The organism is Butyrivibrio hungatei (assembly GCF_001858005.1).
Classification (GTDB): Bacteria; Bacillota; Clostridia; order Lachnospirales; family Lachnospiraceae; genus Butyrivibrio; species Butyrivibrio hungatei.
In genome coordinates, this window is sequence record NZ_CP017831.1 from 2,151,433 (window position 1) to 2,173,337 (window position 21,905).

Sequence of the window (21,905 nt, forward strand, 5' to 3'; positions counted from 1 at the left end):
CTCAATAACCTCCATTTACCTGCCATTTTTCTTTTTCAAGATCATCCACTCCATCAAAACCACCTTTAACGCTCTCAGTCCAATTCCTAACAGCGTTTACACAGTTTGACAATGCTGATGCGTTATCAGCGTAATTATCAAGATTTGCTCTGAAATCCACGTATGAATCAGCCTCCCATACACCAACTGCCTGTGATGTAGTATCACCAATCTGAGTCACAAGTGACATAAAGTTTGATGCTGTTCCTTCAAATTCAGTAATTGAAGCCATCAATTCACTGTCATTGTATCCGTATGCCATTTCTCTTTTTCTCCTTTTCTAAGTTTATTTACTAAAAGTGCTAAGCACTAATTAGTTACTGTCATTAAATTCTGTACTCAAATTCCTCATCAGCCAGTTTTATTATTGTGCCATCTGACAGTTTTACCGGCTGTCCTGCTATAACTCGTTTATCATTAACGAATGTTCCATTTGTTGAATTACAGTCTTCTATATACACACCATCCTGCAATGCTTTTATTACTGCATGACTTCTACTGATAGCTGAATTGTCATTTATGCAAAAGTCCGTGTGAAGTGAATCCTTACCAAGACTGAAGCTCTCTTTGTCAATAAGTACCTGCTTCTTGTCTCTTTTTCTTATAAGGGTTCCGGATACAGTTCTCTTTGGCATTGTAGCCGCGCCCAAGACTGTTGTTCCGCTTTCTTTACTATTATCCAAAAGACTGGTTCCTTGATCTTGTGCTTTACCCATATTTCCTGTAGTCCTTTGAATATTTTCCGGGTTAAAAGGCTTTATCTCAGGCTCAATCTCTTTCTTTTTTCGTTCCTTTTTCTTTGGTTCGCTTTTTTTCATTGATATGAAAAGATATATGACGACTCCAAGTAGTAACACACATATTACAGTTACAACTATGATGAGCAATAATGGTGATTTTTCTTTTACAGGAACCACTTCCTCTTCTGTGCTTACTGCTTCTGTTGAAGCAAGTGCCACAACCTCTTCTTCATAAAAAGACTTGGTATATTCAACTCCAAGGGCATCCAAAACATCTATGATCTCTGTAGAATCAAGAGCACAGAAATAATCTCCATCTTTTCTGATAACATTCATTCCTATGACTTTGCCGTCTTCATTGATAAGAGGTCCGCCACAGTTATTTTTGCCAACTGTTGCATCATGCTGGATCAAAAGAACATCATCTATTGTTGCGATATTGGCAATGCTGCCAGTTGTCATAGCTATCCGGTCATTTGAGTAATACTTCTCATTTGTTTCAAATATGACTTCATCCGGAAAACCTAAAGCATATACCTTATCTGCTATCTCATATGGGAGGTCTTTTACTGAACCATCTTCAGATGTATAGATAGAAAGAGGTGCCCTCGTATGGATTGGCTGTGACAGCTCTAACACAGCTAAATCAAGTTCGCTACTAGTTGCGATGACTCTAGCTTCTACCGTGACATCGCTTGCTGCAACCACCTGAACTTCAAGCTTCACATCTTTATAGTCACCATCTTTATCCTTTGGAATACCAAGATATTTGTATGCTTCTTTTTTGGTGTCACCATCTACTGTTATATTGCTCTCACAGGTAAGCACATATTCAGTCTTTTCAACATCTCCAATAATGAAGCCCGTTCCGCCCTTGACTATATGAGTCTTGTCATCGTCATCGATATATACGTAGTTGACCTGTACCACGCCGTTTCTGGCACTATTAATATCCTCAATAACTACTGGATCCAATGACGCTTCTTCTGTTGCAAGTTCCTCTGCATGTGCTACGTTAGATGACATGAGTAACGCACACATAGCGAATAAGGCAGCCACCCTCTTTACTACTTTCTTCATCCTCTTTCCCTTCTTTATCTGCCTGTATATATTGATGTACCATTTCTGATACCATGCTCTTCAAGAGTCTTTTCACCTTTTAAAAGAGTTATTGGATTAGAAGCTCTCAAAAAGCATTCTCTTGGATCATCCATGTTTATCCCCAATTTAAAACTCATGTTTAATCCATAAATCAGCTCATTTGCTGAAATATTAAGCGGTATTTCTATATCTACTCCAGGATCATTTTCATCTTTTTTGAGCATTACTATTACTTTTTCATCCATGGTTCACCTGATTATTCTTGTTTCAATACTTTCAAAAACTTTTTCTTCTTGATTTCCCAATAATTCTTCTTTGTAGAAAAGTCCCAGTTTTTGTCAAAATATTGCAAATTTATTTATAAAATCGTCTATCACATATCGCGTAAACACGTATATCATATCGTATTGTTACATTAAATGCAATATTTAATAACACTATTTTAATTATTTATTTCACAATTATGACTAAGTAATTAAAAACTGGCGTGATTTCGTTTTGAAATCACGCCAGTTGTAGAATCCACGCTATTTTATTTTTTACAGTACTATTTCAAACTCTATGTTCTACAATTTTTCTAACAAGTTCTTCTTTTGAAACTTCCTGTTTGTCTACCTGTTCCGGACTACACATTACACCATCTTTCTTGGTATATTTGTATTCTACCCAAAACTTACTGCAATCAGATAATCTAATGGTCTTACTACTTTCGTCTCTTCCATTTGTAGTCCAGCCATTGCCACTTACTGCTCCAAATCCGGAAATGCAAACCTCTCCATCTTCAATTCGATATGGTTTGTCAGAAGAAACGCCATCCCCAATAGCCCAAGTATCCTGCTCCGGATAAGCCTCATCTTTGTACATTACATAAAAGTGTACGTTATAAATATCGCTGATATCCGATGAATTAGTATCAACTTCCTTCTTAAATATTCCTTCTCCAGAAGATACAAAGCTATCATCTACAGGTTGTCCATTTCTGGCTATTATTATGTTTTTTCCTCTAAATCTTTGATACCAATATAATTTTTCATTTATTACTGCGTACATATTTTTGCCTTTCTTATAATCCGATATTCCTAACAATTTGCTTGGTTATGCCGCAAATTAAATACAAATATCCATTTCTTCACCATCTATATCAGTTATAAACACAGTTTCTTTAGGAGATACTACCTTGTCTAGCTTATATTTTTGCACTTTTGTCAGTGGAACTGTAAATGCTATGCCATTGGACAAGAACTTACCATTAACAATGTCATAATACAATCCAGTCACAAATTCATTCCATTTTGACATATTTGCATTCTCTTCTCTTCCACTTAGATATGTATATCCATCTGCCCCATAAAATATCATAAGCGCTGTTGATAAGCCACATTTAGGATTATCGATAATAGCCTTAGGAATATCAAATCCATCACCCCAATTATAGTTCGAAGCATACACATGCAACATTTCTGGATTGTCCAATTCAGACACATATTTGATTACAGTGTCTTTGTCCAACTCATAAACAGCCCGTCTTACTTCTTTGATTTCTTCAGCATTAATGCTCATTGCTCAGCCCTTTGCTTATTTTTGATTTATAGAACAATATCAGCGCATTATATAACCACTTCTTCTTGAACTAGTTTTGAATATTTATCAATTTCCTCCTGCCAACCCCTTAACATATTTTCCGATAATTTATCGCCATGACCATTTGCTATCAGCCGAGCTTTACGTTCTTCAATCGTGCTGATATGTCCTATCTTTTTACTCTTACATCCATTAATAAAACTTTCAAAATCATCAGCTATAGCAACCATTTTTGATGAATCATGGTAAGCAATCCATACTGTTTCATCCTCAAGTTTCATGCAAAACATGTCCCCAAAGCTATTTTCAGCTATCACCAAAAATCCTCTTACTAATAGTTCTGATAAAAATGTTTCAGTCCTATGTTCTTTTATATCCCAATAATCATTTGCATTATCATAGCCATAGAAACCTCTAACATCTGTTTTACCCTTCCCAGTCCAGTTAGTATCAGGAGTTTCTCCTCCATTATATCTATCAATAAATATTTTATACTTTTGTGGAAGCTGCACGCATAAGGCCTTTTCCATTTCATTCGAAATGTCTTCATTAGTTTCGAGTTTAAATTTTGAAATTAACATATCCGCTTGTCTTTCATAATCTCAATTTCGTCATAATTCACGTTTCCAGCAAATACAGTTTTTCGAGCCAGTTTATACATTTGATATTTGATGCTTTTTTACCGCTTCGATAAATTTATCTTTATCGACCGTCTCTCGCTCTATGTCAGACTTATCTAAAAGTCTTCCATCGCGCTTATAGTACTCATACTCTAGAACATATGAATTGCAATCCATCAAATTGATAATCTTGCTACTATTATCCCTTCCATGTGAATGCCACCCCGATTCTTTACAGCTCCCAAATGTGGTAATACCCACCTCATTATTATCTATACTAAATGGCCTATATCCATACATATCTTCTGAAATGCGCCACAGAATAGTATCATGAACTACTGGATCATGATATTCCACATAAAATCTTAAAGAATAAACTTTCGTTATTGTATCATCATCTATATTCACGTATTTAATGTAGCATCCCTCTTGGCATTCAAAAGTCTCGTCAGTTTTTTCTTTATCATATGTCATTATTTTTGTTCTGCCTCTAAACCTCGAGTATCTATAAAAAAGGTCATCCTTTATAGCAAACATCTCTTTTTCTCTCTATATCACATTTAAAAATCATAGCTAATTTGTAACTTTTTTAACGACTCTTTTAAATGATCCATCGTTTCATTTGAAACCAATTCAATTGGTTCAGGAAGATATTTCTGTCCTGACTTTTCATACACATATTTGCTCGCTATCGCCAGAATGTCTATTACACAGTCAAAAGCTATTATTTTCTGATTATCCTGTTCTTCTTCCTGTAAAACAGCAAAACCTGTATCATCGTCCAATAATTCATATAATTTTTCAGCACAGTTACTTAGAGCAACTTGGTCTTCCAAATTAGTAACATCATCAAGTAACTTCACTCCAATACTTATCTGTTCTTTTTCTTCTTGCAGGCGTTCGCTTAATTGATTTAGAACATCTATGAATTTACAAAAATCTTTCTCTCTTATCTCCATTTTGTATTCCCAAAAATTACTGAAGCATCATGGTAAATTCGTCAAATGACCCTGCGACCTGATAAGTCACTGGGTCCAATTCGCCTGATTCTTCATGGCTCCACACACATACCGAAGGAGTATTTTTGTCTGCTCTATAATCCAAGCATAAATAGTCCCCAGCAAATAGCTCTGCTATTGGAAGTAGCTCACATCCCACCAAGTCTTCATTATCTGTCAATCTATCTTCGATTTGTGTAAGGACTACGTCAATATCATAACAACCATTTGTACTATGCTCTGTATCCTCCAAAACACACAAAAAGGTTGTTATCATACGCATTCTCCCTTTTACGATAAACTCCTTCTTTACAGGGCTTCCACCATTGGTTTTCATCAACATATCTTTATATGGTGCTGGCAGATTGATCCCCCACATTTTTTCTTCTTTTTCTATTAGCTCTCTGCTTGGTGTTGGTATTATTTCTTTCTCAATCTGTACTTCCATTTTCTATCCTTAGCAACTTCAAAAAGTTACTTCTTCCTGAGTCATATTTGAATATCTATCAATTTCTTTTTGCCAATCCTCGACCATATCCTCAGAAAACAAATGCCATACTCCAGCGTCGATCATTCCCTGTTTTCTTTCCTCTATTGTTCTTATATGTCCTATGCTCTCACTTTTACATTTAGCTATAAATTCAGCAAATCCATCAGCAATTTTAATCCTCTTATCATTATCGTGGTAAGCAAACCAAATCTCTCCATCATCAACATTGATGCAAAATAAATCACCAAATGAATTCTTAGCTATAGGCAGAAAGCTATTTCTAAATAAATCATTGCTCTTTTCATATTTTATTTCTTCTTCAAGATTCCAATAATCATCGCTGATTCCTATTCCCAAAAAGCCTCTTATGTCACTTTTATTCTTTCCGGTCCACTTTGTTTTTGGAGTAAATCCTCCATTATATTTTTCTAAAAATCTAGCATATTCCGATGGGAGCGCGCATCCAATCTTGTTTTCAAGTTCACCTAAACTGACATTAAAATTCTCTTTACAAAATTTTGAAATAAGCATATTCTCTGTCCATCGTCATGATTCACTGTTGAGGATAAAAGTAAAATCCTCGCCAATTATTACTTTGTACCATTCTCTTAATCTTGTCTGAAACATACAAAGCCGCTAAACTTTTGTCGCATCTAAATATGTCATATTTTCTGCAAACGTCCACATTTAAATATGTTTCCCCTGGAATGAAAGTATAGAAATCATATTTAGCATTATACTTAAATTTACTTTTCTCCATATCAAAAGCATCTATAACATTCATGATTTGCATAACATAATAGTCATTGTTCTCTTTTTGAGTTTCAATATCTATCAGCTTGATAGGGTACCAGCGTATTCCGTTAATTTCAGCTTTTTTAAACGCGGTCATAACCTTACTGTGTACAATGGGCCATCTTTTCACATTTAGTAAATATTCGCTCTCGTTATCCGAAATATGGGAACTATAATAAAAACATATCTCTGGCCATCTTTTTATTTCTTTTTTAGAAAAAATAGTGTTTTCAAAAAAACCTTTTTTCACTTCCTCGTCTTCATATTCATCCATATTTGTAGTCTCTGCATATATAGTTTGCTCTCCATTTTTATTAGTTTCATCAATCCTATCCATATCAAATGACATTTTATAGAATTCAATTTTTTTCATCACTTTATTCCTTTCCAATACTTTGAATACAACATATCTGGATTTTCACGAATAACCTTCTTTATATTGCTTTCAAATAGTTCTAAAAACACTCTTTTATCTCCATTCGCAACTAAATCTATATTTCTAAGTTCATCCAAAATAAATTCATGATAAGCATTAGGATGCCTTCCCTGATGTGGTAATAATTCTTTATTCCAATCACCATCTAATTCTAAACCATATTTTTTTATAATACTTTCCATCTGATGAGTGTATACCTTATTTTTATCGGTAGCAAAATGATGCATCTGATAAGGCTTACCATTTTCGGCGCTAAGCATTCTCTGCTTTCCAATATCCCAATAACAAACCAACTGCTCAGATCCATCAGGATTAAGCTTATATATCGCACCATCAGTAATCTTAGCTGGGTTAATGTGGGTATATTCCGGAATAAGAACTTCAGGGCTTCCAAGGAATCCACTCTCTGTACAAGGTGGTCCATAATTCGGATCAAGCTTTGGATAATCCAAATTCGTAGGAACATCATCTGTAGTATATCGCAAAATATATACTTCATCACCATTCTCTACTATAGCCTTATATGGATTTCCTGCATAGTCCATACGAAGATTTTTGTAAATCTGCCCTGGAGTACCTGTAAATGGTGCAGCATCTGCCGCCTTAGCTATGCATCCTTGAACTGTTTTCCATTCACCGCTAAGAAGCTTTTCCACTGTGTCTCTAGGAATAACCTTCTGAAGTACAGTATCACCAGTAACTTCTGGAACAGTGCTTCTAAGATCCTCCAGTTCTTTTACCGCAGAAGGTTCAACTATATCAGGGTTGGATTTCAGCGTTCCATCAAGGTTACCATCCACAGGGCATGTTAGCTTAGTATTATTGTCAACCAGTTCTGCTCTCTTAGCAGCATCTATAGAGTTATTAAAACTGTCCGCTGCTTTGAAATTATCTCCCCTAAATACATTGTTTGCTTCAAGGGCATCACCAGTAAGCTTAGCACCAGTTTCACTGGTTTCAGTGTTCTTAATCACATCTGCGACTACTTCTGAAGCTTGTGTCTTCATGGTAGTTGCTGCCGCGTCTCCAGATTTCGTTCCTTTCATGATGTCTTTCACTGCTTTACCAGCATCATCAGGTAAGGTTTTGAGCACAGAATCGACTGTTTCTCCACTAAATCTTGAAAGAACCTTTGCCGCTTCTTCTGGCTCCAAATTTCGAACCAGTATACTTAACTGACTATTATCCAAACCTTTTAAGAAATCTGCCGAATTCTCAGTTAATTTATATGTTGTCAGTAATTCATCTGCCACCTTTATAGATTTGCTATCACTAAAAGCTTTTACTGCAGCATCTGCTGAACCAAAAAACAGGTTGACTCCAGCATTTAAAGCCATATTTTGTTCTAGTTCTTTAACATCGTCTGCAGATAACTCTCCATCTGCTGTTAATCTAGCATATAAATTACTTGTATCCAGGACCAGATCCTGCACGTTCTGGCACGCCTGATTGGCCACAAACAGGCCAAGTCCACTCTCTACCCCCACTGCACCTGCCATTCCTTCAAACATAGGGCCTGTTGCATAATAGAGAAGTGCATTCCCCAAGAAATAACCTGCTCCACTGGCTATAGGATGTTGTAACATAGAATTAGTGAAAGTATGATTTAATGCATCTCTTCTTTTATCAAATTCATCAAATTTCTCATACTCCCAGTTACGTACTTGAATGCCATAATCTGTACCAAATATATCATCTATAGCATCTCCACCTATTTCTCCAAGCGTTCCCCCTATCTCCACATCAAGATCTTCACCAAGTATTTTTAGATATTCATAAGGCATACAAAATGATGATGCTAATGATTGCACTGCAGATGCCTTTATTTCTAATTCTTTAAGCTTAGACGCATATTCGCTCACTTCACCAGTAGCAATGTCTACATATCCATTCTTCGACGCGTCGTACATATATTTCTTTAACTCTTTAGAAGCATAATCATACGCCTCTTCTGCCTCTTCTTCTGACATCACATAGTCAGTTGATATGTACAGATCAACTTTTTCTTCTTGAGTCATATTAGCTTTCACAAGATCAAAATACCTGTTCCAATATGAATCAGAATATGCATTATCAACATCGTTATAAAAAGAATTGATTGCAGTAAGTTCTCTCTCATATGTATAAGAGCTCGTTCCATTATATTTATACTGGAGAGTAACTACATACTGCAAGATCATATCGTTAGCTGAGTCTGAAAGAGAATCTGCACTCTTTGTAAATACGTCATAGTAATTGCCTGTGTTTCTGGAAAGATTCTCCAACACTTCCATATCTGTTGCATTCTCAGCAGCAGTCAGCATAGAAGCAACTCCATACAAATTAACTCCAAGCTCACTCATATGAGCATAAGCACCTGGATTGACCTCTGCTTCATGAAAAACATAAGCCTGGCTTCTTTGATCACTTGTGCAATAAGAAATTGTACTATCTACTCCGAACAAAGCAGGATTACTAAGCGCCTGATAGGATGTATAAGCTTTACCATCTTTTGAAGACAATTTAAATACTGTTGCTGCGCCTTCATGGCTAACTGTTATAGTAGAATCTCCTGGCAAAAAGCTCCTGCTATTTAGATCTTCTACAAACTTTCTGCCTCTGCTGTCTTCTCCAAGGTAATCAAGCATTCCCTTTCCCGCAGCAGAAACAGTCATGTATCCACTATTTACATATGGAGTGGATGTATTGGTAGAAGGTATAGATGTCTGAATAAGATCACTAGGAGTAGAATAGTTAACTATAGGCTGAGTAGGCGTAAAATACTCTGCACCTACCACATCCTGATGTTCAACGAATTTATTTGCCATACGCTGAACTATGTCATGTTTTTCTTTTGCACCATAAGAATTCTCATCTACTACCATCTCATACTGTCTGTATGAGTATTCGTAGCAGTGAGCAAGAGTTGCCTGCTCCTTTTCACTTAGATTATCCCAGTCATCAAGAGCAGCTTCAAAACCATATGTCCCTGTTTGAAGGTCATATGTCATATATTCCTTTATGAGCTCATTTGTCTCTTCATCATCGGTATATAAAATATCGTCAGCGTCCATATTCTCTACTGAATTCATCATCCATGCGAGAATATTTTCTGGCGTAGAATAGTCAAACGGAATCTCAATTGTGCTTTCATTGTAAGTCACAGACATTGTCTTATGCTCTTCTGTTGCTCTCATGAGATTATAGATTCTTTGATAAAATGGGTCTTCTATCTTTTCATCTGCATCATCATAGGCCCCAGCAGTAAAATCAACGAGATTCCCACGTTTTTCTTCAACATTTGATACGTCAACTCGGCTGAAGGCAAGGCCAATCTTGTTGATGCCCTCTATACCTGAATTCTCAATAGCCTCATTGGCCTCATCCATTTTATCAAGAACACTATCAAAGTATTCTTGAATCTTCTGCATTTCTTCCGAATCATAAGCGTCATGTCTATATGACAACATTGTTCCATTAATTTTAAAAGTCTGCGGAGTGTAGCCGCCTCCGGCTGCATCTAGATTCTCATCGTAAGCCATATTGTTACCCCAACTAAAATATTAAGTCGCTGTTTCTAGTAGTGCAATATTTGTAACAAGTCCTTAATATCTTATCATGTGCCTACTCTATAATCAATATTCTATTAATTCTCACCCCCTCAAAGGTCAAGTCTCCTCTAGTTCCTCAACTAGACTATGTATGGGCTGTATAAAAAAAACCTCTGCCTTTTCAGACAGAGATCTTTACTGATTCTTTTTCATGCTGGAGCCCATGTACCCCAATGCAGTTGCTCCATTAGTTTTCTGAGTTCATCCTTCATAGAATTGCAAACTGAAGCCTCATCAACAAAATTCATTACCCCAATTTTTCCTTTTTGTCCTAGAAGAAAACAGATGGTACCAGATGTTCTTTGAAGTATTTCTGAAGTTCCTTTGCGTTCCATCGCCTATATAATATGTTATTGTTCCATATACTCCTTGAAAAATGCGTCTGTATCGCTGAAAACTCGCATCTTTTCACGTTGTTCTGCCCTCTCCCACACTGTCTTATTATCTACAGCTGTATATTTTAATATTTCCTCCATATCAATTCTTTTCCTCTTTATTCTACTTATCAATTCTTTATCCAGAATTGAAAACGGATAATTGCAACAATTTTCAATAACAAATACTTCTTTGGAAATGTAATCGTATACTTGAAACAAAGCAATTGGATTTCCTGAATCTACCATCGTTTCAATTGCATTCCTTGTCATTTCTTTTATTTCATGCATTCCACTCAGATATAATGGATATAACCCATTATTAATTAAATCATACATGTCGGTATAAGAAGTCTGTGAATCACTTGAACGAACCCTATATTCTTCTTTTTCTCCAATCATAAGATCTACAAAGTGTCCATCATTTATTGCTTCCATAATCCTATTCATAACATCTTTTTCGTCATCGTATGGTACATGGACATAACCGTGTCTTCCTCCATTAAGGTATTCCTCAGAAAAATAAGCGTCAGGGTCTACTAATGGATTCCAATCTTTTCCCATATCGCTATTATCTTTCTTTAACCTGTCCTTTAGCTTGTATATAAGTTCCTTATCAACTATAGAAAACGGAAGATTGCTATAGTCTTCTCTATTACTGAGTTCCGACATTATATAATCATAAGCTTGTGAAACCTCCCTTTCACTCCCATTTTCTATCATTTCCTCAATAGCTTTTCTTGTTAGCTCATCAATATTCAGACCATATTTAAGATATACAGGATACAATCCGTAACGTATCAAATCCTCTGCATCTGTAAGATCTTGATAATAAGAATACCTATTATTGATTCTGTAATCAGGAACTGCCCCATAAATAACCAACTTGAGGCATCCACACTTAACTGCATTAAGAACTCTCTGCTCTGCCCATTCTTGTGACTCAAAATTGTTTATATCATAGGTTTTCTTTTTCATATTATCCAAACTCCATTCATCTCATTTTTCTTATAGTAAATGTTCCCTTTACTACAGTCGTACTCCCATCTGGAAGATATATTGTCGGATTCATTATACTAAAGCAATGATTTTCTTCATTTCTTCCAAGAGAATGCCAGCCTTTTTCAGAAATACTACCAAAAACATTTAAACATAATTCTTCATCTTCTAATCGATATTTCCTATCGCATCGGTTATCTTCTGCAACATACCATTCATTTTGATCAGCAAAATAGTTATCTTTATAATCTATCCAAAACTTAATATTATATATATCAGTTACGCAATCATCAGCCTCACTTATTTTTTTCTCATAATAATTTCCACAATGAGAAAAACCATTATGGGCTTTTTCATTGTTTTTAGTGAAAATTCTCACATCATCCAAAAAATCACTATACCTATATAAAACATCATTCACTATTGCATACAATATAGATAAGATTCCTTTCACTGCAAAATATTTTAAAATCGTCTCATCAAATTTAATAATAGTATTCGCATTTACTAATCATGTTTATCTCTAGCTATTTTTAACAACATCTCCAGTTCCTCTTTATCAAATAGCTTTTGATTCTCTGGAATCTCCAATAACAATTCTGGACATTCTCTTATAAAATTTTTATCAGCTTCAATTTCATCTTCTTTCTCTAATGGCCAATTCCCATATTTGCAAAAAAACAATACTTCATTAGCATCTTTCTCTGATTTCTTTATTTTTTCAAAATTCGCTTCAGAAATGTCATAGAACACAGGCTTTCCAATCAATCCCTCAGCCCATGATACTTTCATTTTTCCATCTATCTCTAATACTGCAAATCCATGTCCTTGATGTATTATTCTTCCTGGCTCATACATACACAATCTTCAAACTCTCTACCTTCACATTGACTCCTTCACTTTTATCTATCTTTAATCGCTGCTTATTATCCACACCTATAGTTTCTCCAGCATGAAGAACAACATCTTCTTCAACAATGTATGAAACTATATTAAAGAGAAAATCTCTAAGTACTGATGGTGCCTCATTTGTATCAAGAATTTCAATTTCATCTTTTCCAAGTGCTGTAAGACCTACTGTATATGCACTTAAACCTTTTTCCGTACGGCGAAGGGCAAACCATACAAGTGATAATAAGGGGAACATGTTTTTCTTCATGAGTTTTGACGCATCGATTATAAAGCTTGGCTGTAAGACAACCTGATTATGATACAGGCCAAGAGTGTTACTATCATGACAAATTGTAGTTATAACCTTTGCATACAACCTAGCCCCAACTTTTGCATCATCTGCCCCTAAGACAGATATAATAAGGTGCGCTTTATGGCTTTTTGTAACCTTGGCAGCTTCACTCCACATATAATTCGATTGTGCAGAATATTCAATCTCATCTTCTGTAACAGGCGATTCAACTAAGCTTATAGCCAGCAACGTTTTCTCGCCAAATTCTGGAAATGAATAGACCTTTGCAGATACACTTTCCTCAGGATTACCAATGAGGTTCTCTCCCCACTCTGTAGTATAATCCTTTTCAAACTTTGTAGAATCCCATAGTGGTTCTTTTAAAAGCGCAAATCCCACAAATGTGCCAGCACTTTTGGCTCTTTCTTCTCTATCATTTTTATCATTGGCCTGATTTATCCAATACTGCTTAAGAAATTCTATAAGTTTGGTTGCATCTACAACCTCTGTCTGCTGAACATATTTTTGTTGCTCGCTGAATATTCCTGCATCACTAGAAATAGCCAATAGCCAAGGTGATAGTATGTTTTTCTTATATTTGAAAATCATACACTCTATTCCATCCTCAGTTGTAAACCTTTTAGTAAACTGGATTTTATTTGGTTTACACCCAAGCTCAGCAGGATGACTGAGCCAATCTATAACAAATCCTATTTCTGTAACAATATCTTTCATATTTATGCACTTCCTAAACAAGTTTATCTATTTTTTTCATTCAATACATTCTTTAAATAGTTATAAATTTCAGTCCTGCCATATTGCCTAGCATATTCACACGCATCACATTGCTTAATACTACCTACTTCATAGCATGCTTTAATATCTATACCTTTTTCTACCAAATATTTTGCAACTTCAAAATGATCATTATAGATAGCTGCAAATAATGGATTCCTATCAAAATTACTGGTATCTAAAGCTGCTCCGTTTTCATATAACAACTTGACTATTTCGATTTTCCCTTCAAACGCCGCATCAGTTAATGCTCCACTATCTCTTGGTCCCCCATGTTTATTTACATCTATACCACAACTAATGAAGTACTTTACAATATCAATTGTCCCAAAACTAACAGCATCGTGCAAAAATGTACCAAAAGGAGTAACTTGATTTAATAAACTACTGTCATCTAAAATCATTTTCCTAATAACATCTATATTTTTTTGCTTAATCGCTTTTCGCATTTCTATTATTTTTTCTTTCTCCATGTTTATCTCCAATCACTTTGTTTATCTAGAGCTAGCAATATTTCCCATCTGCGATAGATACTTTACAATATCATCATATTCTGCACCGCATTCATCCAATTCTCGCAAACCTTCAACAATCTTCTTAAGTGAGTCAACACTATGTTGTCCCTTAACAGCATTTGGCGCCCAAACAATATTTTCTTTCCCAAGTATAGGATCAATCCCATAACTTCTTAAAATTTCTTGAGCCTCTTTTACAAGTTCTTGCTGTGCCTCCCCATTACCCGTCTTAAATATAATGTGATGTGCGTGTGGATTGATCATATCTTTTGGCGGTCCACCATCAATGGTTCTCAGATATTCTCCAAACTTAATCTTTTTCATTTCTTCTTGGAATTCATCTGTCAATCCAAGGTCCGACATTCTTTTACTCAAATCTTTTATTTCCTCTTGAGTAAAGTTTCCTTTCTGAACAGCCAACCTGATATCTCTAAGTTTGCTTGCATTTGCCTTTCCTGAAGCATCTACTATACCATCAAAATATTTATCAACGCCTGCATCTGGGATCTTTTCACCTGCATCTTTTATTATATCCTCAATGCCATCAACTATGCCATCTTTTGACAGCTCTTCTATTACTTCTTTTCCAGTTTCTTTTGCAACCTTAGCCCCCTTGTAGAGCTTATACAGATCACCCAGGCCGAAAACTCCGTTCATAATTCCATTTATTCCAACATTCCACTTTAGCACTGTCTTGTCGGCATCGGAAAGTTCTCCATCCGCAATAAGATCATTGTATACATTTCTTGTGTCAAGGACCAGATCCTGCACATTCTGGGCTAACTGATTTGTAAAGAATAGTCCCAGACCGCTTTTTACACCAATAGCGGTTGCCATCCCCTTAAATATTGGAGACGTTGCTGTGTAAAGGAGCATGTTTCCTACAAATTTGCCTCTATTATAAGCCTTTGGATTCTGAGTTTCGGCATTCATCTCAGCACTTTTCACAGAGGTCATGAACTTATCGCTTAGCTCAGCATAGTCTTCCCTCACCTTGAGAACAATCAAAGATTTTACTGTATCAACGCTCTGTTTAATAATTCCTCATAGCTTTAACTCGCACTAAAAAACTGGCATGACTTCATTGAGAAATCGCGCCAGTTACAATTATGTTATTCACTAGTAACATTGATATGTCATAGTGTCACATCCACACATCCAATGTAACTCAATCCATCAGACATCAAAATACTCTCATCATATGAAACCTCAACATATTATAAAAATCATCAGCATCTTCGAAAGCCCCCAGCCATAATGAAGTTCTATTATCTTTTATCATATTTTTTCCATTCTATTTCATTTGAAGTCCCTTAGGAAGAGTGCATTATTTATAGTAGCTTCGCTCGTTGCACCGTTTCTTGCGTACATTGAAGCGTCAAGACTATTCTTGCCTTTGGCCTTACTGTTTACAGCATCAGCAATTTTTTATTGTATTTATAAATTATTTTGTTCATAACCCTCTTACTAAATATAAAAAGCACATCCTCCCACAACAGCTTATAAGCCGACGGAAGTAATCAAGTAATCCACTTTGTCAGAAAATTTCTGAGGATTGTCATTTTTTATATCTTTCATTAGCGCCACAATTTTATTTTTACTATTGATATCTAATTCACGTATAACATCCATATACATCTGAAAATATACATCACTGTTTATTATTCTTTTATTCAACGTCATTGCCCAATCATGTGATTCTAACATCAGTGGCGTGCATTTTGCAATTTGCTCTAAATACTCTTTTCCTCTCAATTTTTCAATCATATGAATCAGAGAAAACATTGTTTCATCATCTTGTGTATCATCGCAAAAGCATTCACAGATGTCGTGAATATCATCAACCGAAATATTATTACTCAAAGCCTGTAACGCCCCTTCAAACATATAATACTCTTCATCCGTACTAAGCTTTCTAGCCTTTTTTAAATTATTAATCAAACTTCTCTTATCCATTAGTACTGTCTCCTACTCCTATTTTCCAAACAATTCTGGCATTCTGTTTTCATATTCTATTATATACTTTTGTAGTTGTGGTCGTATTTGCTTATATAAACCTTGCTCCCGATATATTTTCATCATATCACGAATATCAAATGCAAGTGCTTCTCTTGGCGCTAGAGAATAATAAAATTGCTTTTGACTATTTGTCATATTGTGCCCATATGTTCTAGTTAGTCTATGTCTTCCGCCTTTTCCAGGACTCGGCATCTCAACATTCATACAAAGCCCATCTTTTTTTGTTACACCATGCCGAGACATATATTCTGCAGAAGGCATATGATGAGGAGTAATATTATCTCCAATCTCTCCAGAATCAAGCAATTCTCTATATGTACCTATTTCCCCTTCTCCTTTTAACAATTCAGTTTTAATATCAGATAATTCTCTAAAAGATTCTGCTTCCAGAGATATTTCGGATTTCAATTCTGCTTTTTCTATATTATTTGATATTTTATCAATATATTCTTTGTGTAAAGATTCCGCTGTTTTTTCTAGACTATCCCCCTCTATTTCTAATATGACTTTTTCACTTTTTTGGCAGGAACACCCAATAGCTTCACTAGCAGTTTCTCTGATAGTACTCTTAACTGCACTCAATGCCGCATCAAATCCAATGCCAACAAATTCACCGATTGAATTTCCAACAAGATCTGCTTCTAACGCTCCACCAAAATTATAGAGCACTGTATCAATGTCCTGCCCACTCGCAAAGGATAATGTCGCAGCTGGAATGTCCTTTATGGCAACATCGAGTGCCATTCCTTTGGCGTTGTTTAATACTACCTACTTTGTAGCGCACTTTAATATTGTCTCAATATCCATATACAGGATTTTCATCATATCCTATCTATTCGATATTGATCAAGTGTTGCCAAGAACAAAGACTTATCGACTTTAAATTCTTCAACTATACTGGGAGCACAATTAACGTTTTCTTTCTTGCTATAAATATATTTCAAATAAAAACCAGTACAATCTGAAAGTAAAATATCTTTTGTACTAAGAAATGGGTCAAACATGGTCCATCCATCTATTTCGCACCTTTTAGACACAGATATTTCTACAGCATAATCGTCATCATAAATATCATATTTGCTAAATCTTTTAATATTCGCAATCCATTTCTTCTCATCTTTAATTACTTTATCTTCGTAGTCAACCCAAAATTCCAATCTATAAATATCCTTAATCTGATCCGTTGCATTGCTAATTGTCCTAAAATAATATCCTTCTTTCATTCCAAAAGTTGAATCCGTTTTCTTTCTATCACTTGTAACTATCAACCTTCCTTGAACTTCACTATCTATATACCTATATATTGTTCCATTAATTCTTGTGTACATAATAAGTCACCTTTACTTTACCGGAATAAACGAATGATTTATTGAACTAGCAACTTCAAAAAGCCACTTCTTCCTGAGTCATATTTGAATATCTATCAATTTCTTTTTGCCACTTTTCGTATTTCTATTATTTTTTCTTTTTCCATGTTTATCTACAATCACTTTGTTTATCTAGAGCTAGCAATATTTCCCATCTGTGATAGATACTTTACAATATCATCATATTCTGCACCACATTCATCCAATTCTCGCAAGCCTTCACCAATCTTCCCACCCCCAGGGTTAAACATTGCTATCACGATATTTTTTTATTAGTTCTACAAAAAAATTCTTTTCTACCTTCTCGCGAATAATTTGGGATTCTTTAAGCAATTTACCATTCATTTTTCGATATTCGTATTCAACATAGTAAGCTGAACAATCATCTAAATCGATAATTTTGTAGCTATCTTCTCTTCCAAGAGAATGCCAGCCTTTTTCAGAAATACTACCAAAAACATTTAAACATAATTCTCCATCTTCTAATCGATATTTCCTATCGCATCGATTATCTTCTGCAACATACCATTCATTTTGATCAGCAAAATAGTTATCTTTATAATCTATCCAAAACTTAATACTGTATATATCAGTTACGCAATCATCAGCCTCACTTATTTTTTTCTCATAATATTTTCCACAATGCAAAAAACCAATATGAGCTTTTTCTTTGTTTTTAGTGAAAATTCTCACATCATCCAAAAAATCACTATACCTATATAAAACATCATTCACTATTGCATACATAATAATGATATAACTCCTTTCATTGTGTAACAAAATATTCAAAGTCCACGGGAATAAAACTATTATCTCCTCTACTCCAATATCCCAATATAGTTTCAGTTCCATCTGAGGATATTTTGAACACGGCACCACCAACTATTCTAGTCGGAATTTTATACTTATACTCAGGAATCAAATAATTATAGCTTCCTGTTAATCCTGTACATGGGGGACCATATACAGGATCCAATTTGGGTATATCAGTATTTTTAGGAATATCCTGTCCAATATACCTCAATGCATAGACATCTCCACCTTCTTCAACCACTTTTTTGTAAATTGTATCTTTGTAATCCAACCTTAGGTTTTCATATACTTGCTTGCAATTTCCTGTAAAACGCCATTCATTTTATAACGATGTAATCCGAAGGTCTGTCTTTAATTCCATAGCTTTCTCAATAGCATGACTCAAAATAGTTATCAAATCTTCTCCATCACTTGTCACAAAATAATTGGATAAGTCCGTTATATCAGGACTAATATTATCTCCCCATGGCATAGGTATTGATAAGTCATCTATATCCCAAATTGCTTTATCCACAGAGCATTTTCTTAACTCTTCAGTAATAGTTCTTACTTCCTGTAACGCTTCATCTAAGTGTTCTACAGAAACTTTTCCACTATACAGTTCCTTCATTATTACAGGAAATCTAGTCCCCCATACGCCATTCTCAATATTATGTGCTATTGTTGAAAAAAAAGAATGTAAAAAATCACCTGTACCTACTTGATACCAATAATATTTCACAGTAAATCCTACCAACGATTTTTTCCTCCTATTCAGTTTTGAAATAAATAACTATATCGCCCTCAATCTTTTTTATAATATCATCATATAGTGCATCTAAATTGTTCTGTTCAATGATTTGTCCTCGAATGTCTATAAGAACAGATTGCTTCGTATTCTTTGGTAGATTTAATATTCTTTGTTCATACTGTCTTGATATATTATTTATTAATCTATTTCTACCATTTGAAGTAACCAAATCATAATTCTTAACATCTATGCTACTTCCAGTCTTATAAAAATCTGGTCTAACACTTCCTTTTGTACCGTATGGTACTTTTTCACCATTCAAAAAAGATACTTGCTCAGCATAATCTGGAAAATCATTTCTAGCATCAATTTCTGATTGCCTCCACGTTGGTCTTTTCAAACTATTTTTAGTTTCATCAGTAAGATCTTTCTCACCAGCATCTTTTATTATATCCTCAACGCCATCATCTATACCATCTTTTGATAACTCTTCTATTACTTCTTTTCCAGTTTCTTTTGCAACCTTGGCCCCCTTATAGAGCTTATACAGATCACCCAGGCCGAAAACTCCGTTCATAATTCCATTTATTCCGACATTCCACTTTAGCACTGTCTTGTCGGCATCGGATAGTTCTCCATCTGCAATAAGGTCATTGTATACATTTCTTGTGTCAAGGATCAAATCCTGCACATTCTGGGCTGCCTGGTTTGCAAAGAATAGTCCAAGACCGCTTTTTACACCAATAGCGGTTGCCATCCCCTTAAATATTGGAGACGTTGCTGTGTAAAGGAGCATATTTCCTACGAACTTGCCTCTATTATAAGCCTTTGGATTCTGAGTTTCGGCATTCATCTCAGCATTTTTCACAGAGGTAATGAACTTATCGCTTAGCTCAGCATAGTCTTCCCTCATCTTGAGAACTTCAGACAAAGTATCAGTTCCAGCTATCTTGTCAAAAGCTCCTGCCACCGTCTCAGCTTTAGAACCAACGATTTCTTCCGCAACATCAGCTGTAAAATCAGAAATGCTTGCAAATGGCTTCAAGATACCTGTTGCATTACATGCGAACTTAGAGCACTTGTTCATGAGGCTTAGATACTTGGCATATCTCTCTTGTTCTTCGATAGTTTCTAGATTTGGATCATGGGCTGTTCCATACTCGAACTTATCAAGCTCATCCCTTGCTATTATTTTAGCTCTTTCAAGTTCAGCCTCAGTCATTTTGTATCCAGGCGTCACCCAGAGATCTACCAGTTCTTCCTGCGTCATATGCTCTTTGGCCAGATCAAAATACCTGCTAAAGTAGCCTTGTGAGTAGATGTTATCAGAATCGCCATAAAAAGAATCTATAGCTGCCATCTCTCTTTCATAGGCAAAAGAGCCTGTTTCTCTGTATCCATTCTGAATCGCAATAACATAATCCAAGATCTTATCATTTGCTGAGTCAGATAAATAGTCTGCATTCTTATTGAAAACAGAATAATAGTCACCGGTATTTCTTGAGAGTTTCTCAAGAATTTCCATATCTGTCTGATTCTCAGCAGCAGTCAGTATATCTGCCACTCCATAAAGGCTCAATCCAAGCTCTTTTTGATGAGCATATAGCCCGGGATTTTTCTCTGCTTCATGGAATACATACGCTATACTTCTCTCACTACTTACACAGTAAGAAAGGGTATCATCAAGGCTAAGGCAAAATGCATAGGATGTTCCGTAAGTGTTCACTGCTTTTCCATCCCCAGTCATTCTGAATACAGTAGCCGCACCCTCATGAGAAACTTCTATATTAAAGTCTCCTGTTATGAGCTTCTTTGAATTAAGATCATCTACAAACTTCTTGCCTCTGCTATTCTCATCAAGGTAACTGCTCATACCTTTTCCAGCAGAGGATACTTCCACGTACTTTCCACTATCCTTATGTTCAATGAACTTATTAGCCATCCTCTGGACTATGTCATGCTTTTCCTTTGCTCCATAGGAATTCTCATCCATGACCATTTCGTACTGCCTATATGAATATTCGTAGCAGTGAGCAAGAATCACCTGTCTATACGGATTCAAATTGTCCCAGTTTTCAAGAGCTCCTTCAAATCCATAAGTTCCAGTTCTCATGTCATAAGTCATGTACTCACGGATGATCTCATCTTTTCTCTCATCACCTGTATATAGTAGGTCATCGATATCAGTATTCTCCACAGAATACATCATCCACGCAAAGATACTCTGTGGAAACGAATGCTCAAAAGGAATCTCTATCGTATTACCCATATATGTGACAGGCATTGTCTTATGTTCCTGTGTGGATCTCATAAGCTCATATATCCTTACGTGGAACGGATCTTCTATGAGCTTCTCAGCGTCGTCATAAACCCCAGCTGAAAAATCACTTAAATTTTCTCTTTTATCTTCTACCTCTGCTATATCAGAATAGTCAAAAGCAAGATTTATCTTGCTAATACCTTCTATGCCGGAATTCTCGATAGCTTCATTTGCATCTTCCATCGCTGATAAAACATTTGCAAAGTATGTAGATACTTTCTGCATTTCGTCAGAGTTGTAAGCGTTAAATCCATCAAGCCAGTTGGTCTTGTTTGTTTTGAATGTCTGGGGCCTGTAGCCGCCACCTGGTGCATCAAAATATTGGTCGTGAGACATTTTGTTTCCTTTGAATGTAATATTTGTAATAACTCTTAATAATTTATCACTTAAAATGTCTCTA

At 35.5% G+C, this 21,905-nt stretch carries 25 protein-coding genes; all 25 read right to left on the bottom strand.

The window, feature by feature from the left end; all coding sequences use genetic code 11:
* Position 1: 1 nt before the first annotated feature.
* The 25 genes from bhn_RS09960 to bhn_RS10085 all read right to left on the bottom strand — a co-directional run bounded on the left by bhn_RS09960 (position 2) and on the right by bhn_RS10085 (position 21,841).
* Positions 2 to 301 (bottom strand): hypothetical protein, encoded by a 300-nt coding sequence (locus bhn_RS09960; protein ID WP_071176563.1) that lies wholly within the window; start codon positions 299 to 301, stop codon positions 2 to 4.
* Between the two features lie 64 nt (positions 302 to 365).
* Complete coding sequence (locus bhn_RS09965) at positions 366 to 1,859, bottom strand: FHA domain-containing protein (RefSeq protein ID WP_071176564.1); 1,494 nt, start codon at positions 1,857 to 1,859, stop codon at positions 366 to 368.
* A 14-nt stretch (positions 1,860 to 1,873) separates the two neighbouring features.
* Positions 1,874 to 2,125 (bottom strand): EsaB/YukD family protein, encoded by a 252-nt coding sequence (locus bhn_RS09970; RefSeq protein ID WP_236845905.1) that lies wholly within the window; start codon positions 2,123 to 2,125, stop codon positions 1,874 to 1,876.
* A 307-nt stretch (positions 2,126 to 2,432) separates the two neighbouring features.
* Positions 2,433 to 2,930: a hypothetical protein gene (locus bhn_RS09975; RefSeq protein WP_071176565.1), complete on the bottom strand. Its 498-nt coding sequence runs from the start codon at positions 2,928 to 2,930 to the stop codon at positions 2,433 to 2,435.
* A gap of 57 nt (positions 2,931 to 2,987) precedes the next feature.
* On the bottom strand, positions 2,988 to 3,440 hold the full coding sequence (locus bhn_RS09980; RefSeq protein WP_083385897.1) for a DUF4274 domain-containing protein: 453 nt from the start codon (positions 3,438 to 3,440) through the stop codon (positions 2,988 to 2,990).
* A 47-nt stretch (positions 3,441 to 3,487) separates the two neighbouring features.
* Complete coding sequence (locus tag bhn_RS09985; RefSeq protein WP_071176566.1) at positions 3,488 to 4,042, bottom strand: SMI1/KNR4 family protein; 555 nt, start codon at positions 4,040 to 4,042, stop codon at positions 3,488 to 3,490.
* Positions 4,043 to 4,114: 72 nt separating this feature from the next.
* Complete coding sequence (locus bhn_RS09990) at positions 4,115 to 4,618, bottom strand: hypothetical protein (RefSeq protein ID WP_071176567.1); 504 nt, start codon at positions 4,616 to 4,618, stop codon at positions 4,115 to 4,117.
* Between the two features lie 23 nt (positions 4,619 to 4,641).
* Entirely contained in the window at positions 4,642 to 5,040 is a 399-nt protein-coding gene (locus bhn_RS09995; protein ID WP_071176568.1) for an Imm6 family immunity protein, read from the bottom strand.
* Positions 5,041 to 5,056: 16 nt separating this feature from the next.
* Entirely contained in the window at positions 5,057 to 5,527 is a 471-nt protein-coding gene (locus tag bhn_RS10000; protein WP_071176569.1) for an SMI1/KNR4 family protein, read from the bottom strand.
* An 18-nt stretch (positions 5,528 to 5,545) separates the two neighbouring features.
* Positions 5,546 to 6,100, bottom strand: a complete 555-nt coding sequence (locus bhn_RS10005) for an SMI1/KNR4 family protein (protein WP_071176570.1) — start codon at positions 6,098 to 6,100, stop codon at positions 5,546 to 5,548.
* 22 nt (positions 6,101 to 6,122) lie between these two features.
* A complete protein-coding gene (locus tag bhn_RS10010; RefSeq protein WP_071176571.1) occupies positions 6,123 to 6,737 on the bottom strand; it encodes an imm11 family protein in 615 nt (204 codons plus the stop codon).
* Positions 6,737 to 10,321: an AHH domain-containing protein gene (locus bhn_RS15855; RefSeq protein WP_202816784.1), complete on the bottom strand. Its 3,585-nt coding sequence runs from the start codon at positions 10,319 to 10,321 to the stop codon at positions 6,737 to 6,739. Before bhn_RS15855 ends, bhn_RS10010 begins: the two co-directional genes overlap by 1 nt.
* Before the next feature lie 419 nt (positions 10,322 to 10,740).
* Entirely contained in the window at positions 10,741 to 11,742 is a 1,002-nt protein-coding gene (gene ifs / locus bhn_RS10025; protein ID WP_071176573.1) for an NAD glycohydrolase toxin immunity factor, read from the bottom strand.
* Between the two features lie 16 nt (positions 11,743 to 11,758).
* On the bottom strand, positions 11,759 to 12,217 hold the full coding sequence (locus tag bhn_RS10030) for a hypothetical protein (protein ID WP_148661937.1): 459 nt from the start codon (positions 12,215 to 12,217) through the stop codon (positions 11,759 to 11,761).
* Positions 12,218 to 12,270: 53 nt separating this feature from the next.
* Complete coding sequence (locus bhn_RS10035) at positions 12,271 to 12,621, bottom strand: hypothetical protein (protein ID WP_071176575.1); 351 nt, start codon at positions 12,619 to 12,621, stop codon at positions 12,271 to 12,273.
* On the bottom strand, positions 12,614 to 13,681 hold the full coding sequence (locus tag bhn_RS10040; RefSeq protein ID WP_071176576.1) for a DUF4261 domain-containing protein: 1,068 nt from the start codon (positions 13,679 to 13,681) through the stop codon (positions 12,614 to 12,616). The genes bhn_RS10035 and bhn_RS10040 overlap by 8 nt, the downstream gene beginning before the upstream one ends.
* 23 nt (positions 13,682 to 13,704) lie before the next feature.
* A complete protein-coding gene (locus bhn_RS10045) occupies positions 13,705 to 14,214 on the bottom strand; it encodes an ankyrin repeat domain-containing protein (protein WP_071176577.1) in 510 nt (169 codons plus the stop codon).
* Positions 14,215 to 14,235: 21 nt separating this feature from the next.
* The gene (locus bhn_RS15450) at positions 14,236 to 15,264 is read right to left on the bottom strand and encodes an AHH domain-containing protein (RefSeq protein WP_202816785.1); all 1,029 of its coding nucleotides are present in this window, start codon (positions 15,262 to 15,264) and stop codon (positions 14,236 to 14,238) included.
* Positions 15,265 to 15,756: 492 nt separating this feature from the next.
* Entirely contained in the window at positions 15,757 to 16,212 is a 456-nt protein-coding gene (locus tag bhn_RS10055) for an Imm30 family immunity protein (RefSeq protein WP_071176578.1), read from the bottom strand.
* Positions 16,213 to 16,230: 18 nt separating this feature from the next.
* On the bottom strand, positions 16,231 to 17,019 hold the full coding sequence (locus tag bhn_RS15860) for an intermediate filament family protein (protein ID WP_202816786.1): 789 nt from the start codon (positions 17,017 to 17,019) through the stop codon (positions 16,231 to 16,233).
* A gap of 77 nt (positions 17,020 to 17,096) precedes the next feature.
* Positions 17,097 to 17,603: a hypothetical protein gene (locus bhn_RS10065; protein WP_071176579.1), complete on the bottom strand. Its 507-nt coding sequence runs from the start codon at positions 17,601 to 17,603 to the stop codon at positions 17,097 to 17,099.
* Positions 17,604 to 17,885: 282 nt separating this feature from the next.
* Positions 17,886 to 18,377 (bottom strand): hypothetical protein, encoded by a 492-nt coding sequence (locus bhn_RS10070; protein ID WP_148661938.1) that lies wholly within the window; start codon positions 18,375 to 18,377, stop codon positions 17,886 to 17,888.
* Between the two features lie 31 nt (positions 18,378 to 18,408).
* Positions 18,409 to 18,726, bottom strand: a complete 318-nt coding sequence (locus bhn_RS10075; protein WP_071176581.1) for a hypothetical protein — start codon at positions 18,724 to 18,726, stop codon at positions 18,409 to 18,411.
* A gap of 51 nt (positions 18,727 to 18,777) precedes the next feature.
* Positions 18,778 to 19,191 carry an immunity 70 family protein gene (locus bhn_RS10080; RefSeq protein ID WP_071176582.1) on the bottom strand — a complete coding sequence of 138 codons (414 nt, stop codon included), beginning with the start codon at positions 19,189 to 19,191 and terminating at the stop codon, positions 18,778 to 18,780.
* Between the two features lie 13 nt (positions 19,192 to 19,204).
* Positions 19,205 to 21,841: a hypothetical protein gene (locus bhn_RS10085; protein ID WP_071176583.1), complete on the bottom strand. Its 2,637-nt coding sequence runs from the start codon at positions 21,839 to 21,841 to the stop codon at positions 19,205 to 19,207.
* Positions 21,842 to 21,905: the final 64 nt, after the last annotated feature.

Coding starts and splice junctions, on each gene's coding strand:
- bhn_RS09960 (WP_071176563.1), bottom strand. CDS start 301: ATGGCATACGGATACAATGACAGTGAATTGATGGCTTCAATTACTGAA.
- bhn_RS09965 (WP_071176564.1), bottom strand. CDS start 1,859: ATGAAGAAAGTAGTAAAGAGGGTGGCTGCCTTATTCGCTATGTGTGCG.
- bhn_RS09970 (WP_236845905.1), bottom strand. CDS start 2,125: ATGGATGAAAAAGTAATAGTAATGCTCAAAAAAGATGAAAATGATCCT.
- bhn_RS09975 (WP_071176565.1), bottom strand. CDS start 2,930: ATGTACGCAGTAATAAATGAAAAATTATATTGGTATCAAAGATTTAGA.
- bhn_RS09980 (WP_083385897.1), bottom strand. CDS start 3,440: ATGAGCATTAATGCTGAAGAAATCAAAGAAGTAAGACGGGCTGTTTAT.
- bhn_RS09985 (WP_071176566.1), bottom strand. CDS start 4,042: ATGTTAATTTCAAAATTTAAACTCGAAACTAATGAAGACATTTCGAAT.
- bhn_RS09990 (WP_071176567.1), bottom strand. CDS start 4,618: ATGTTTGCTATAAAGGATGACCTTTTTTATAGATACTCGAGGTTTAGA.
- bhn_RS09995 (WP_071176568.1), bottom strand. CDS start 5,040: ATGGAGATAAGAGAGAAAGATTTTTGTAAATTCATAGATGTTCTAAAT.
- bhn_RS10000 (WP_071176569.1), bottom strand. CDS start 5,527: ATGGAAGTACAGATTGAGAAAGAAATAATACCAACACCAAGCAGAGAG.
- bhn_RS10005 (WP_071176570.1), bottom strand. CDS start 6,100: ATGCTTATTTCAAAATTTTGTAAAGAGAATTTTAATGTCAGTTTAGGT.
- bhn_RS10010 (WP_071176571.1), bottom strand. CDS start 6,737: ATGAAAAAAATTGAATTCTATAAAATGTCATTTGATATGGATAGGATT.
- bhn_RS15855 (WP_202816784.1), bottom strand. CDS start 10,321: ATGGCTTACGATGAGAATCTAGATGCAGCCGGAGGCGGCTACACTCCG.
- ifs (WP_071176573.1), bottom strand. CDS start 11,742: ATGAAAAAGAAAACCTATGATATAAACAATTTTGAGTCACAAGAATGG.
- bhn_RS10035 (WP_071176575.1), bottom strand. CDS start 12,621: ATGTATGAGCCAGGAAGAATAATACATCAAGGACATGGATTTGCAGTA.
- bhn_RS10040 (WP_071176576.1), bottom strand. CDS start 13,681: ATGAAAGATATTGTTACAGAAATAGGATTTGTTATAGATTGGCTCAGT.
- bhn_RS10045 (WP_071176577.1), bottom strand. CDS start 14,214: ATGGAGAAAGAAAAAATAATAGAAATGCGAAAAGCGATTAAGCAAAAA.
- bhn_RS10055 (WP_071176578.1), bottom strand. CDS start 16,212: ATGGATAAGAGAAGTTTGATTAATAATTTAAAAAAGGCTAGAAAGCTT.
- bhn_RS15860 (WP_202816786.1), bottom strand. CDS start 17,019: ATGGCACTCGATGTTGCCATAAAGGACATTCCAGCTGCGACATTATCC.
- bhn_RS10065 (WP_071176579.1), bottom strand. CDS start 17,603: ATGTACACAAGAATTAATGGAACAATATATAGGTATATAGATAGTGAA.
- bhn_RS10085 (WP_071176583.1), bottom strand. CDS start 21,841: ATGTCTCACGACCAATATTTTGATGCACCAGGTGGCGGCTACAGGCCC.